The organism is Streptomyces sp. NPDC002853 (genome assembly GCF_053591915.1).
Genome location: NZ_JBSFUS010000024.1, coordinates 47374 through 60699, shown reverse-complemented (window position 1 = coordinate 60699; position 13326 = coordinate 47374). Strand labels below are relative to the sequence as shown.

The window sequence follows — 13326 nt, the reverse complement described above, 5'->3', positions numbered from 1 at the left end:
CCCGACTTCGGCGGCTCACCCTCCCGCACGACCGCGCCCTCCGAGCGCGGGAAGAACTCGTACCACGACCCGAACAGCGCCCGCTCCCGCTCCACCAGCAGCGGCAACGCGGCGCTCTCGGTGCGGCGTTCGCGCAGAGGGTGGGTCGACAGGAGCGCGCGCACCTCGGGTGCCGTGGCCGCGGCCAGACGATCCAGCGGGGAGCGGGTGTCGTCGCGCAGCAGACCGAGCGCCGTTTCCAGGGTGGAGCGCGCGGCGTCGTCGGGGGCCTGGGCTACGGCCCGTTCGAAGAGCTGGATCCCGTCTTCGAGTGTGATGCCGGTGTCGACGTCGGCGTGCACTTTGATGACCGCGTCGCGCTGCCAGGCGGCCATGGGGTCGGTCCAGGCGGCGACCGCGAAGGTCCAGTGGCCCATCGCGTCCGGGGTGACGTCCGCGCCCCACCGGTCGGTGCCCGGTTCCAGCTCCCGCATGGCCTGACGCCGAATGGTGCGGCCGTCGGGCGCGTACAGGACCGCCTCCGCGCCGAGCACGGCGGAGCCCTCGGCGAACACGAGGGCCGTCACCTCGACGGCCTCGCCGACGACAGCCTTCGCCGGACGCAGGCCGCCGTGGACACAGGGCCGCACATCCTCGATGGGGATGCGGATGTGGCTGGGGTCCACCGACATGCTGTCCACCTCCGGGTCGTACCGTGCGCGTTGATCGTCTTCGCTTCGTTTCCCTGCGGCCTCGCGTGCCGCGTCAAGCGCCGCCGGGCGGGCGTTCCGCGGCCTCGGCCGCCTCTCGCCCGCAACGCCGGCGCGTCACCGCGCACAGTGCGGCCACGGCGTCCTCGAACTGAGCGCGCACCGCTGGATCGTCGGGCGAGGCGAGGAAGCGGCGCTGCCAGGCGCGGTACCTCACCAGTTGCCGACCGACGTCTTGTGTGGCGCGCTCCGCCCGCATCGCACTCGACCTCCTGGGCCTCCCGCGACGGCGAGCCCTGGCGGGCTCGCGGACCGTTCACGGAGGGGGAGCGAGCCGTCACGGCGGGTTCACTCCCTCCCCCATGGTGCGAGGTGAAGCGCTCGCCGTCCTGTTGAACGCAGAGTGCGGGGCCGATCACTCTCGTGTTGCACGAATGGAGTAGGGGGGTGACGCTGGTGCTGACTCTCGAGCGATCACTGCTCACGTTCCGTGCGTATCCCGGCTCCGCGCCGAAGCGCCGCAGCGTGGGCTCCGCGGTGAGGAGCATGAACGATGAAGCACCACTCAGTGCCCCGCTACTACCACCTTGATGTGGACCTGGTGCCGGAACGCGTCGGTCAGATCCGGCGCATCCTGGCCGCCCATCTGAGGTACTGGGGGCTGCAACAGCACGTTTCCGACGTGTCGCGCGGGATCGGTCTCCTGCTGGAGCCGGCTGCGCGGAACATCGGTGCCGGGCGGACCGCCATCGAGACCTGGTGGACGGGACAGCACCTGATCACCGCGGTCTCGCACGGCGATCCGGCCGTCTTGGGTGAGCACGGTGTCGAGTCGCACTCGCTGGCCGAGATCGCGGCGCTCAGTGACGGGTGGGGCAGCTGCACGGCGGATGACCGGCACATCGTCTGGTTCTCGCTGCGCAGCCGTACCGAGCTTCGTGAACCCCTGGTTCCCAAGGGGCCGGAGCCCGACACGATCGAGGCGCGGCCCCTGCCCCGCGCCATCGTGCAGCCGGTCGCCGTGGGCGCGCCGGAAGTGGTGACGCCGCTCGAGGTCGCGGGCCCTGCCTGACCCGGACGCTGCGGCGGGTGCGCGCCCTGAAGGGCGCGCACCCGCCGCATGCCCGATGGTCGAACCAAGAGACCCAAGGGCCATCGAACGGGAGACCTTGTGCGCGTATGGACCGGCCGACCTTTTCCGCTGGGTGCCACCTACGACGGCGAAGGAACGAACTTCGCCCTGTTCAGCGAGGTGGCCGAGCAGGTCGACCTCATCCTTCCGGACGCGGACGGCACCGAGCGGAGCGTGACGCTGGCGGAGGCCGACGGCACGGTGTGGCACGGCTACCTGCCGGACATCGGCCCGGGACAGCGGTACGGCTACCGGGTGCACGGCCCGTGGATGCCCGCCGCCGGTCATCGCTGCGACCCGAAGAAATTTCTCCTCGATCCTTACGCCAGGGCGGTTCACGACCTCCGTGACGACAGGACATCGTCGGAGGCACCCGTTCGAGGGAGGGCGCCCCGCGACGGCGCCGGGCCGAACACCCTGTGCGGTGTCGTGGTCGATCCGGCCTTCGACTGGACGGGGGACAGCGCGCCCTCGCACGCCTACGCCGATTCGGTCATCTACGAGACACACGTACGCGGACTGAGCCGCACCCACCCCGGCGTCCCCAAAGAGCTGCGCGGCACTTACGCGGGCCTGGCCGCACCGGCGGTCCTGGACCATCTGACCTCCCTGGGGGTCACCGCGGTCGAGCTGATGCCGGTGCACCAGTACGTCCAGGACGGGTTCCTGCTCGACAAGGGCCTGTCCAACTACTGGGGCTACAACACGATCGGCTTCTTCGCGCCGCATCACGCGTACGCGGCCCACGGGACACTCGGGCAGCAGGTCAACGAGTTCAAGACCATGGTCAAGGAGCTGCACGCGGCAGGCCTCGAGGTGATCCTCGACGTGGTCTACAACCACACGGCCGAGGGCAACGAGAACGGCCCCACCCTCTCCTTCCGCGGCATCGACAACGCCTCCTACTACCGGCTGTCCGACGACGACTTCAGCCGCTACTACGACACCACGGGGACGGGCAACAGCCTGCTGATGCGCCACCCCAACGTCCTTCAGCTCCTGATGGACTCACTGCGCTACTGGGTCACCGAATGCCATGTGGACGGTTTCCGCTTCGATCTGGCCGCCACCCTGGCCCGGCAGTTCCACGAGGTCGACCGGCTCTCCGCCTTCTTCGACCTCATCCAGCAGGACCCCGTGATCAGCCGCGTCAAGCTGATCGCCGAGCCGTGGGACCTCGGCGACGGCGGCTACCAGGTGGGCAACTTCCCGCCGCTGTGGTCCGAATGGAACGGCAAGTACCGCGACTGTGTCAGGGACTTCTGGCGCGGCGGCGACCGGACCCTCGCGGAGTTCGCCTCACGCCTGACAGGCTCCGCCGACCTCTATCAGCACGACCGGCGCCGCCCGCGCGCCAGCGTCAACTTCATCACCGCCCACGACGGATTCACCCTGCGCGACCTGGTCTCGTACGACTCCAAGCACAACGACGCCAACGGCGAGGGAAACCGGGACGGCGAGAGCAACAACCGGTCCTGGAACTGCGGAGCGGAGGGCCCCACGCACGTCCCCGAGGTGCGCGAACTGCGGGCACGGCAGCAACGCAACTTCCTGGCCACGCTGATGCTCTCCCAGGGCATCCCGATGCTCGGACACGGGGACGAACTCGGCCGCACCCAGGGCGGCAACAACAACGCGTACTGCCAGGACAACGAGACGACATGGATCGACTGGGACCTGGACGAGGAACGCGCGGAGCTCCTGGACTTCACCCGCCGGGTGGTGGCGCTGCGCACCGAGCACCCGATCCTGCGCCGCCGCCGCTTCTTCCGCGGCGACACCGTCACGCACCAGGGACAGCCGCTGCCGGACCTGGTCTGGATGCGCCCGGACTCCACGGAGATGGTGACGGAGGACTGGGACCGGCCCGACGCACACGCGGTGGCCGTCTTCCTCAACGGCGACGCCATCGCGGAACCGGACCGCGCCGGGCGGACCGTCGTCGACGATTCCTTCCTCGTGCTGTTCAACTGCTACTGGGAGCCCATGGACTTCCGGCTCCCCGATGTCACGTACGGAGCGTGCTGGACGACCCTGCTCGACACCTACGAGGCCGGCGACCCGCCGGACGAGACGGAGCACAAGGCCGGGACGACGCTGAGCGTGGAGCCGCGGTCCCTGATCGTCCTTTCCCGTCCCCCGGTCGGGTGACGGGGGCGCGCCTCAGGGGCGGTCCAAGTCAACCTCGAGCTCGTCCGTCTGCGTCCAAAAGCCGTCGTCCGCGTCCTGCAGCCGCGACGCCGCGTGCTTCATGTGACGGCGCACGGCGCTGCGGGCCGCCTCCGCGTCGCCCGACTCGACGGCCGCCAGGATCGCGTGGTGCTCCACCCGGACCGCCTCGATGAAGTCGTCGCGCCGGGCTTCGTTGGCCCGCGTGACGCGGATGCCGCCGCGCATGACCTCGCCCAGATACCGCACGGTCGAGACCATCACCGCGTTGCCGGTCGACTCGGCGATCGACTGGTGGAAGGCCAGGTCCTCGTCGACCCCGTCGCCGCCGTCCGCCACCGCCTTGTCGATCGCGGCCAGTGACTGCCGCATCCGGGCGATGTCCTGCGGCGTGGCCCGGACGGCTGCCAGCGAGGCCGCCTCGCCCTCCATGGCGCGGCGGACCTCCACGATCTGCAGCACCTTGGACTTGGTGCCCGATGCCTCGGCCTCCAGGTCGAGCGGCCGGGTGCGCCGGGGCATGACGAACACGCCCCGGCCCTGGCGCGGTTCGACCAGGCCCGCGTTGCGCAGCCGGGAGACGGCCTCGCGGATCACGGTGCGGCTGACGCCGAGCTGCTTGACCAACTCGACCTCGGTCGGCAGCTTGTCGCCCTCGGCGAGACGTCCGGACTCGATCTCCTCCGAGAGGATCGCGGCGACCCGGTCCGCGAGCCGAATGGGGCCACTCACCTTGGAGAACATGCTCGTCAGTCTATCCGTCAGGGCCTGATCGCCCCGGTCGCGGGCAGGTCCGCGGGCGCGACGGCCTCGGGGTGGTCCTCGGCGTACGCCCTGACGACCGCCTCGAAGCTCTCGTCGGGGCGCAGGCCGAGCGCCGTGGCACGCGCGTTGTCGAAGACGGCGGGCCACGAGCCGACGATCGCCTCGACGGCGGGGTCGGGCGTGACCGTCACCAGGTCGGCGACGGCGTCACCGGCGACCTCGCGCAACGTCTGCAGCATCTCGGCGACCGTGACCGTCAGCGCGGGCAGATTGACCGGGAGCCCGCCTTCGAGCCCGCCGGGACCGCGCCCGGCCTCGGCGACGCGGATGATGCCCTCGACGGTGCGCCGCGGCGAGGCGAGGGCGACCCGCAGGCCAGGGCTGACCGGGCAGGTGGCCGGCAGACCGGCGAGAGGCTCGCGGATGATGCCGGACAGGAAACCGGAGGCCGCCGCGTTCGGCTTGCCCGGCCGCACCGAGACGGTCATCAGGCGCGCCACACGCCCGTCGACGAAGCCCCGCCGGGTGTACTCGGCGACCAACTGCTCACAGACGCGCTTCTGCGTCCCGTAACTGGACTGCGGTGTCGGCAGCGTCGACTCGCTGACCACGGGCGGCAACGGCAGCGCGGCATCGGAGCCGTAGACCGCGACGCTGCTGGAGAACACCACCCGGGGGACCGGCCCGCCTGCGGCCGACTGGGCGCGGGCGGCGTCGAGCAGGGCGCGGGTGGTGTCCAGGTTGGCGCTCATACCGAGGTCGAAGTCGGCCTCGCACTCCGACGAGACCGCCGATGCCAGGTGGATCACGACGTCCACCGGCTCGGCGAAGATCTCGTCGAGGCGCTCGCTCAGGTCGCCCCGGACGATGTGCACCAGCGGGTCGGCCGCCATCGGCGACCCGTCGGGCACGAACCGGTCGGCGAGCACCAGTTGGCCGATCGGCGTACCGCACAGGGTCCGCCGCTTGAGCAGGGCGTCGGCGACCTGCTGTCCCAGGAAGCCGAAGCCCCCGGTGATGACGATCCTCATGCGTGTGCTCCTCGGTAGTTCTTGAGCCAGCCGAGCCCCTCGCTCGTACCGGCCCGGGGGATGTACTCGCAGCCGATCCAGCCGTCGAAGCCCAACTCGTCGACGGTGTCGAGGAGATGGCCGATGTTGAGTTCGCCCCGGTCGGGCTCGTGGCGGTCGGGTACACCGGCGATCTGCAGATGGGCGACGCGGCCGGTGGGAAGGTCGCGGCGCAGTGTCGTGGTGAGGTCGCCCTCCACGATCTGGCAGTGATAGAGGTCGAGTTGTACCTTGAGGTTCGCGGCGCCCACCTCCTGTACGAGAGCGTGCGCCTCCGCCTGCCGGTGCAGGAAGTAGCCGGGCATGTCGCGTCCGTTGATCGGCTCGATCAGGAGGTCAACGCCCACGGCGGCGGCCCGCTCGGCGGCCCACGCCAGGTTGGCCAGATAGGTGGCGCGATGCGTGGCGTGCTGGGTCGCAGTCGCTTCCGGCGGCAGAAGACCGGCCATCACGTGCACCTGGGCGCAGTCGAGCGCCGCGGCGTACTCCAGAGCCCGCTCGATGCCGGAGCGGAACTCACCCTCGCGGCCGGGCAAGGAGGCGATGCCCCGCTCCCCGGCGTCCCAGGCGCCGGGCGGCGCGTTGAACAGCACCTGGCGCAGCCCGTGCCCGTCGAGCAGGCGGCGCAGCTCGGCGGCTTCGTGGGCGTAGGGGAAGAGGTACTCCACGGCCTGAAAGCCGTCGGCCGACGCGGCGGCGAAGCGGTCGGGGAAGGCGTGCTCGGTGTACATCATGGACAGGTTCGCGGCGAACCTCGGCATGCTTGCTCCTGCGGTGGGGCCGGGCCGAAGCCCGGTCAACGGTTGACGACGTCCTTCTTGGTGGTCAGCACGGTGGCCGCGCCGATCACCAGGCTCAGGGCAAGGACGTACATCGGGATGGAGGTCGAGCCGGTGGCGTCCTTGAGCCCGCCGATCATGTACGGGCTGACGAACCCGGCCAGGTTGCCGACCGAGTTGATCAGCGCGAGTCCGGCCGCCGCCGCGGTGCCGCCGAGGAACGCGGTGGGCAGTGACCAGAAGAGCGGGGCGCAGGTCAGTACGCCGGCCGCGGCGAAGGACAGGGCGATCAGGGACAGCACGGTGGATCCGCTCCATCCGGCGGCCAGGGAGAAGCCGACGGCGCCCATGAGGCTGGGAATCACCAGGTGCCAGCGGCGTTCGCGGCGCTTGTCCGCGGAGCGTCCGAAGAGGTTCATGGCGATCAGGGCGGCCACGAACGGCACGGCGCTGAGCACGCCGATCGTGAAGTTGTCGTCGATGCCGGTCGACTTGACGAAGGTGGGCATCCAGAAGGTCAGGGCGTACTGCCCCATCACGAAGCAGAAGTAGATGAGGCACATCAGCCACACCTTGGGGTCACGGAAGCCGTCCCAGACCCGGCCGTGCTTCTGATGGGCGGTGTCCCTGGCGATCGCCGCCTCGACGATGTCCTTCTCCTCGTCGGAGAGCCACTTGGCGCTGCGCACGCCGTTGTCGAGGTAGAACATCGTGGCGACACCGATGAGGAGCGCGGGTATCGCTTCGAGCAGGAACATCCACTGCCAGCCGTGCCAGCCGCTGACCCCGTCGAAGGTGTCCATGATCCAGCCGGAGAGCGGGTTGCCGAAGATGCCGGCCACGGGGATCGCCGACATGAACATCGCGATCACGCGGGCCCGGCGGTGGGAGGGGAACCAGTAGGTGCAGTACAGGATCACGCCGGGGTAGAAGCCCGCCTCCGCGGCGCCGAGGAGGAAGCGGAGCACGTAGAACGTCGTCTCGTTCGTGACGAACGAGAACGCTCCCGAGACCAGGCCCCACGTGATCATGATGCGGGCGATCCAGGTGCGTGCGCCGACGCGCTGCAGCATCAGGTTCGAGGGGACCTCGAAGATGAAGTAGCCGATGAAGAACAGTCCGGCGCCGAGGCCGTACGCCGCCTCGCTCAGGCCCAGGTCGTCGGACATCTGCAGCTTCGCGAAGCCGACGTTGACGCGGTCCAGGTAGGAGAAGACGTAACAGAGGATCAGGAAGGGGACGATGCGGAGAACGACCTTGCGGAACACGGCGTTCTCACGGGCGAGTTCGGGGGTCTCGGCCGTCGCGGTGGGCGTGGACATGCAGAATCCTTACTGCGGCTCAGGGGATTCTCCGACGGGCGGCGTGCGGTCACCAGGAGGCGCCGAACACGGCCTTGAGTTCGTCGAGAGCGGGGGAGGGGAGCGGCTCGGGGCGACGGTCGGTCAGGAGCCAGAGGCGTGCCGTTTCCTCGAGTTCTTCGAGGACGGCGAGAGCGGATGCGGCGTCCGGGCCCCAGACCACCGGGCCAAGACGGTCGAGCAGCACGGCCCTGATCGGCGTGCGTCCCGCCGCACGATCAGCGATGTGGCCGGTCACCAGGTCGGCCACGCGGGGATCTCCGGGCCGGTGGTAGGGGATGAGAGGGACGTGCCCGACCTTCATGACGTAGTACGGCGTGAGGGGCGGAAGCACGTCGTCCTGACTCCACACGCCGGCCAGGGTGAGCGCGACGAGATGCGTGGAGTGGGTGTGGATCACGAACCGTGCCGTGGGGTCGGCGGCACAGATGCGGCGGTGCAGGGTGAGGGTCTTGCTGGCGCGATCACCTGCGATCTGTTCGCCTGCGGCGTCGACCAGGGCGAGGCGCTCGGGGTCGAGGAAGCCCAGGGCGGCGTCGGTGGGCGTGATCAGGTGGGGGCCGCCTCGGGGGTCGCCCCGGGAGTCGCCGATCCGCGCGCTGATGTTGCCCGCGCTGGCGTGGACGTAGCCCCGGGCGAACAGGCTGGTGCCCACCCGTACGATCTCGGCGCGCGCCGCGTCCACCTCGTCCGGATCGCCGGTGGCAGCGCTCAGCGGGCCGGTCATGCCGTCTCCCGGTCGAGGCGGGCGAAGGAAGTGGTGAAGAAGTCGGGGCCGCCGAAGTTGCCGGACTTGAGCGTGATGTGGAGCGTGTCCCCGCCGGGCAGGGCGGCCGCGCACCACGGCACACCGGGGTCGATCTGCGGTCCGATGCGCAGGCCCGTCAGGCCCAGCGCCTGTACGACCGCGCCCGAGGTCTCCCCGCCGGCGACGACGAGTTGACGGACACCCAGCTCGATGAGCCCCTGGGCGACGCGGGCCAGGGTCTGCTCGACGAGCTCGCCGGCCTCGGCGACGCCCAGGCTGCCCTGGACGTCCTTGACCGCGTCGGGCGTCACGGTGGAGTAGACGAGGACCGGCCCTTGGCCCAGCCGTTCGGCGGCGAAGGCAAGCGCCTGCCCGGCCACGTCCTCACCGGCCGCGATCCGCAGGGGGTCCACGCTGAACGCGGGCCGCCCGCCGGTCAGGAACTCCTGGACCTGACCGTTGGTGGCGGTGGACACCGATCCGCAGACGACGGCCTGATGGCCGGTGGGCGGCGGGAGTTGGGCGGCGGCGGGGGACGGCTCGAACCCCCAGTTCGCGGGCAGACCGATCGCCAGGCCCGACCCCGCGGTCACCAGCGGCAGGTCCTTGACCGCCGCACCGAGCCGCAGTAGATCGTCGTTGGATACGGCATCGACGATCGCGGCGCCGACACCTTCCTCGCGCAGCGCGGCGACGCGCTCCCGGATCGCCTCGGCGCCGGAGGCGACCACGGTGTGGTCGATGAGGCCGACCGGGCGGGTGGTCTGCGCACCGAGCACGGACACCAGGTTGGAGTCCGTCATCGGGGTCAGCGGGTGATGCCGCATGCCGCTCTCGCCCAGGAGTACGTCACCGACGAAGAGATGCCCCTTGAACACCGTGCGCCCGTTGTCGGGGAACGCCGGGGTCGCGACCGTGAAGTCGGCGCCGAGGGCGTCCATCAGGGCCTCGGTGACGGGACCGATGTTGCCGGCCCGCGTCGAGTCGAACGTCGAGCAGTACTTGAAGTAGATCTGCTCGGCGCCCGCGGAGCGCAGCCACGCCAGCGCCCGCAGCGAGTCCGTGACGGCCTCGGAGGCCGGGGTGGTCCGGGACTTGAGCGCGATGACGACGGCGTCGGCGTCGACAGGCCCTTCGACGCCTGCGGGCGGTACGCCGATCAGCTGGACCACGCGCATGCCCGCGCGCACCAGGTTGTTGGCCAGGTCGGTGGCGCCGGTGAAGTCGTCGGCGATGCAGCCGAGTCGGATCCCCATGTCAGTTCTCCTCCTGTGCGGGCAGCGCCTGTGCGGGAAGCTCGATCCCCGGGAAGATCTTGATCACCGCGCTGTCGTCCTCGCCGCCCAGACCGGAGGCGGATGCCTGCAGGAACATCTGATGGGCGGTGGCCGCCAGGGGGAGGGGGAACTTCTCCGGACGGGCCGCGTCGAGCACGAGACCCAGGTCCTTGACGAAGATGTCGACCGCGGACAGCGGCGTGTAGTCACCGGCGAGCACATGTGCCATGCGGTTCTCGAACATCCATGAGTTGCCCGCGCTGTGCGTGATCACTTCATAGAGCGCCTCCGCGGGGACGCCCGCCTTGATGCCCAGCGCCATGGCCTCGGCCGCCGCCGCGATGTGCACCCCCGCGAGCAGCTGGTTGACGACCTTCACCTTGGAGCCGATCCCCGCGTGGTCGCCCAGGCGGTAGACCGTGCTGCTCATGGCCTCCAGGACCGGGTCGGCGATCGCGTACGCCGTGGGGGCGCCCGAAGTCATCATGGTGAGCTGTCCTGTTGCCGCACGGGCGGCGCCACCCGAGATGGGTGCGTCCAGGTAGAGCACGCCGCGCTCGGCCAGGCGCCGCTCCAGCTCGGCGGACCAGGTGGGGTCGGCCGTGGAGCACATGACGTAGACGGAACCCGGGTGCAGCCGCTCGGCCGCGCCGCCGTCGCCGAACAGGACCGACTCGACCTGCGCGGCGTTGACCACGACGCCGACCAGGACATCGACGGAGGCCGCCAGTTCACCGGCGGACGCGAAGGCGGTGCCGCCGTCCGCGGCGAAGGCCGCGGCCACCTCGGGGCGCAGATCATGGACGCCTACGTCGAAGCCCGCGTCCCGCAGGCTGCGCGCCATGCCGAGCCCCATGGCCCCGAGCCCCACCACGCCTGCGCGCGGCCGTGCCGGCCTGTCCTGGTCGTTCATGCCCATCCTCGTCTCGCTGTGCCGGGCCGCGTCGTGTCGTTCGGGGCGCGGTCCGGCTCTGAATCCGTGCGGCGATCGGGTCATATGATGACCTGAGGATGTGGGATGGCGCACTGTGATGCCGGTCACGCAGTGAAGGTGGGTGGCGAGGGTCGGACGGAAGGGGAGTTCGGCGGCCACCGCGACGCCTTCAGCCTCGCCTTACGGGAGGTGCGGCGGCCGGGCGCTCAGATCTGCGTCTGCCCCATCCCGGCGAACCACCGGGCCGCCAGGGAAGCGACCTCGTCCAGTGCTCCCGGCTCTTCGCAGAGATGCGTGGCATCGGGGATCACACGCAGTCGGCTGAGTACACGCATCCGGTTGGCCGCTTCCCGATTGAGCCGCAGCACCTCGGTGTCGCGCCCTCCGACCACGAGCAGGACCGGCGCGTGCAGATGACCGAGCACCTCGTCCCCGGCCAGGTCGGGACGGCCGTCGGGGCAGACCACGGTGTCCACGAGGCCGGGCCTCGCGGCAGCGGCCCCGAGCGCGGCCGCCGCCCCGATGCTGGCGCAGAACAGACCGACCGGCAGATCGGAGACGCGGGCGGCCAGCCAGTCCACCGAAGCGATCAGCCGACGTGTCAGCAGGTCGACGTCACTGTGCGGCCGCCCCGTTGCCCGGTCGGCGGCCACCTCGTCGGCGCTGAGCAGGTCGATGACCAGTGTCCCGACCGCGGAGTCGTGCAGCGTGCCGGCCACGGCCCGGCTGTGGGGGCTGCGCAGGTAGGGGCCGCTGCCGTGCGCGAGCACCGTTACACCGAACACCGTGTCCGGCACGGTCAGTTCACCGATGAGTGCCCCCTCGCCGCTGGGCACGGTGACGATCTGGGACAGCATGGGACCTCCGGATTCCGGGAACGGGGTGCACGCCGGGTACCCCGCGAGGTCCCCCTCACGCGGCAGTCACCCTCACGCGGCAGTCGAGCTCACGCGGCAGCCGAGGCACGCCTGGCCCGCACGAGCGCCCGGCCCTCGGCCGCGTACCACTGGTGGCACAGGACCACCGCCAGCGCGATGCCGACCACGTCCCCGCCGTAGTACATGACCTGCGACGCGCGGTGCAGGTCGGCCGCGGCGAACGAGGTGCCGGGCGGGCCCGTGACGTAGAGCGACTTGGACAGGGTGCCGTGCGCGGCGGACGCGGCTAGCAGGGCCGCGCCGCGCAGCGCGAACCCGGCGCGGTGACGCAGCGGGTCGAGGGCCAGGACGGCGAAGGAGAACAGCACGCCGGAGGCCAGGAGATGCACGCTGACGAGCGCGTCCAGCCACGGCCGGTGATGCGCGGCATCCATGAGCGGCGTGCGGTACACCGCCCACAGTCCGGCGATGTGGATGAGTGCCGCCGCCGGCGGCCACACGAGCAGCGCCGCCGCCCGCGAACGGACACAGGAGAGCAGCCGCCGCCGGGGCCCGACCGGCAGCGCGCGCAGCGCCAGCGTCACCGGGCGGCCGAGCACGAAGAGCAGCGGCGCGACCATTCCGACACCCAGATGGGTGACCATGTGCCCGGTGAACGGCGGCCACCCCTGCCACGGAGCGGCCAGCGAGACCACGAGTACCGCGGCGCCCGCGCAGACCGCCGCGTCGCGACGGTACGGCCACCGGTCGCCGCGCCGCCGCAAGTGCCGGGCCGCCGCCACACAGCCGAGGCAGCCCACCACCACGAACAGCGCCGGCGCCGTCATCGGCGGGCCCGGACCAGCAGCAGCGCCCCGGCGAGCAGGAACAGCACGGCGATCACGTTCCAGGTCCAGTCGTAGGGCGCGAGCTCCACCCCGTAGCGGATCTGGTGCAGCTCGAGCGCCTTGTGCTGGAACGTGCCGTCATACAGCTGGAAGCCGCCGAGACCCAGGCACAGGCCCGCCCACCAGGCGGTGAGGTGCCGGGCGCTCCGGCGCCACAGGTCCGCGTACAGGAACAGGCCCGCCACCATCGCAAGCCAGCCGAAAGCATGGAAGATCCCGTCGGACACGAGGCCGGCCTCGCTCGACGCCTTGTCGTAGAAGTGATGCCAGTGCAGCAACTGGTGGAACACCATCTCGTCGATGAACGCGGCGACCCCGACGCCCACCAGCGCCCCGGAGAGCAGGGAGCGCCCCCTCACCGGTCCGCGTCCCTGTGCCGCTTGGGCAAAACGCTTTGCTCACGGGGGTGGAACGTCGTCGTCATCCGGGACTCCTCGGCGCCAGGGCGGGTAAACGGGCGGGAATGATCGGCATGAGTGGTGGGGCGAGGCGCCGGGTACCCGCGAAGCGGAATGGCAGACCGCCACCTTTGCGCCACTGTGTCGCCCGGTGGTCAGGGCCGCGCGCAGGCGGCGGCCATGCGTGCCGCCGGTAGGGCTATTACGGTGAAACCGCAAGGACGACCTGAAGGGACCCC

Annotated in this window: 14 protein-coding genes; 2 read left to right on the top strand and 12 right to left on the bottom strand. The window is 70.8% G+C overall.

The genetic code is table 11. The features are described 5' to 3' along the window. Positions 1-671: maltotransferase domain-containing protein (locus tag ACWD02_RS41580; RefSeq protein ID WP_451221724.1), on the bottom strand; the 671-nt coding region annotated here is incomplete at its 3' end. Between the two features lie 73 nt (positions 672-744). Next, entirely contained in the window at positions 745-948 is a 204-nt protein-coding gene (locus ACWD02_RS41575; protein ID WP_451221721.1) for a DUF5133 domain-containing protein, read from the bottom strand. A gap of 294 nt (positions 949-1242) precedes the next feature. Between ACWD02_RS41575 and ACWD02_RS41570 the strand changes: the two genes are divergently transcribed. Then, positions 1243-1761: a pep a2 gene (locus ACWD02_RS41570; RefSeq protein ID WP_451221718.1), complete on the top strand. Its 519-nt coding sequence runs from the start codon at positions 1243-1245 to the stop codon at positions 1759-1761. Positions 1762-1809: 48 nt separating this feature from the next. Then, positions 1810-3972, top strand: coding sequence for a glycogen debranching protein GlgX (gene glgX, locus ACWD02_RS41565; protein WP_451221716.1), 2163 nt, complete (start codon positions 1810-1812; stop codon positions 3970-3972). A 12-nt stretch (positions 3973-3984) separates the two neighbouring features. On the opposite strand, the gene ACWD02_RS41560 is transcribed toward glgX, so the two are convergent. From ACWD02_RS41560 to ACWD02_RS41515, 10 genes are all read right to left on the bottom strand, one after another. Further along, the gene (locus ACWD02_RS41560) at positions 3985-4734 is read right to left on the bottom strand and encodes a FadR/GntR family transcriptional regulator (protein WP_451221713.1); all 750 of its coding nucleotides are present in this window, start codon (positions 4732-4734) and stop codon (positions 3985-3987) included. A 17-nt stretch (positions 4735-4751) separates the two neighbouring features. After that, positions 4752-5786, bottom strand: a complete 1035-nt coding sequence (gene denD, locus ACWD02_RS41555) for a D-erythronate dehydrogenase (protein WP_451221710.1) — start codon at positions 5784-5786, stop codon at positions 4752-4754. Beyond that, complete coding sequence (otnI, locus tag ACWD02_RS41550) at positions 5783-6586, bottom strand: 2-oxo-tetronate isomerase (protein WP_451221707.1); 804 nt, start codon at positions 6584-6586, stop codon at positions 5783-5785. The genes denD and otnI overlap by 4 nt, the downstream gene beginning before the upstream one ends. A 35-nt stretch (positions 6587-6621) precedes the next feature. Beyond that, positions 6622-7926 carry an MFS transporter gene (locus ACWD02_RS41545; protein WP_451221704.1) on the bottom strand — a complete coding sequence of 435 codons (1305 nt, stop codon included), beginning with the start codon at positions 7924-7926 and terminating at the stop codon, positions 6622-6624. Between the two features lie 49 nt (positions 7927-7975). After that, a complete protein-coding gene (locus tag ACWD02_RS41540; RefSeq protein WP_451221701.1) occupies positions 7976-8692 on the bottom strand; it encodes a class II aldolase/adducin family protein in 717 nt (238 codons plus the stop codon). Next, the gene (gene otnK / locus ACWD02_RS41535; protein WP_451221698.1) at positions 8689-9969 is read right to left on the bottom strand and encodes a 3-oxo-tetronate kinase; all 1281 of its coding nucleotides are present in this window, start codon (positions 9967-9969) and stop codon (positions 8689-8691) included. Before otnK ends, ACWD02_RS41540 begins: the two co-directional genes overlap by 4 nt. 1 nt (position 9970) lies before the next feature. Beyond that, positions 9971-10903 (bottom strand): L-threonate dehydrogenase, encoded by a 933-nt coding sequence (ltnD, locus tag ACWD02_RS41530; RefSeq protein ID WP_451221695.1) that lies wholly within the window; start codon positions 10901-10903, stop codon positions 9971-9973. Positions 10904-11130: 227 nt separating this feature from the next. Continuing rightward, the gene (locus tag ACWD02_RS41525; RefSeq protein WP_451221692.1) at positions 11131-11781 is read right to left on the bottom strand and encodes a dienelactone hydrolase family protein; all 651 of its coding nucleotides are present in this window, start codon (positions 11779-11781) and stop codon (positions 11131-11133) included. An 89-nt stretch (positions 11782-11870) separates the two neighbouring features. Then, positions 11871-12629: a cytochrome c oxidase assembly protein gene (locus ACWD02_RS41520; RefSeq protein ID WP_451221689.1), complete on the bottom strand. Its 759-nt coding sequence runs from the start codon at positions 12627-12629 to the stop codon at positions 11871-11873. After that, positions 12626-13048, bottom strand: a complete 423-nt coding sequence (locus ACWD02_RS41515; RefSeq protein ID WP_451221686.1) for a DUF2243 domain-containing protein — start codon at positions 13046-13048, stop codon at positions 12626-12628. Before ACWD02_RS41515 ends, ACWD02_RS41520 begins: the two co-directional genes overlap by 4 nt. Between the last annotated feature and the right edge of the window lie 278 nt (positions 13049-13326).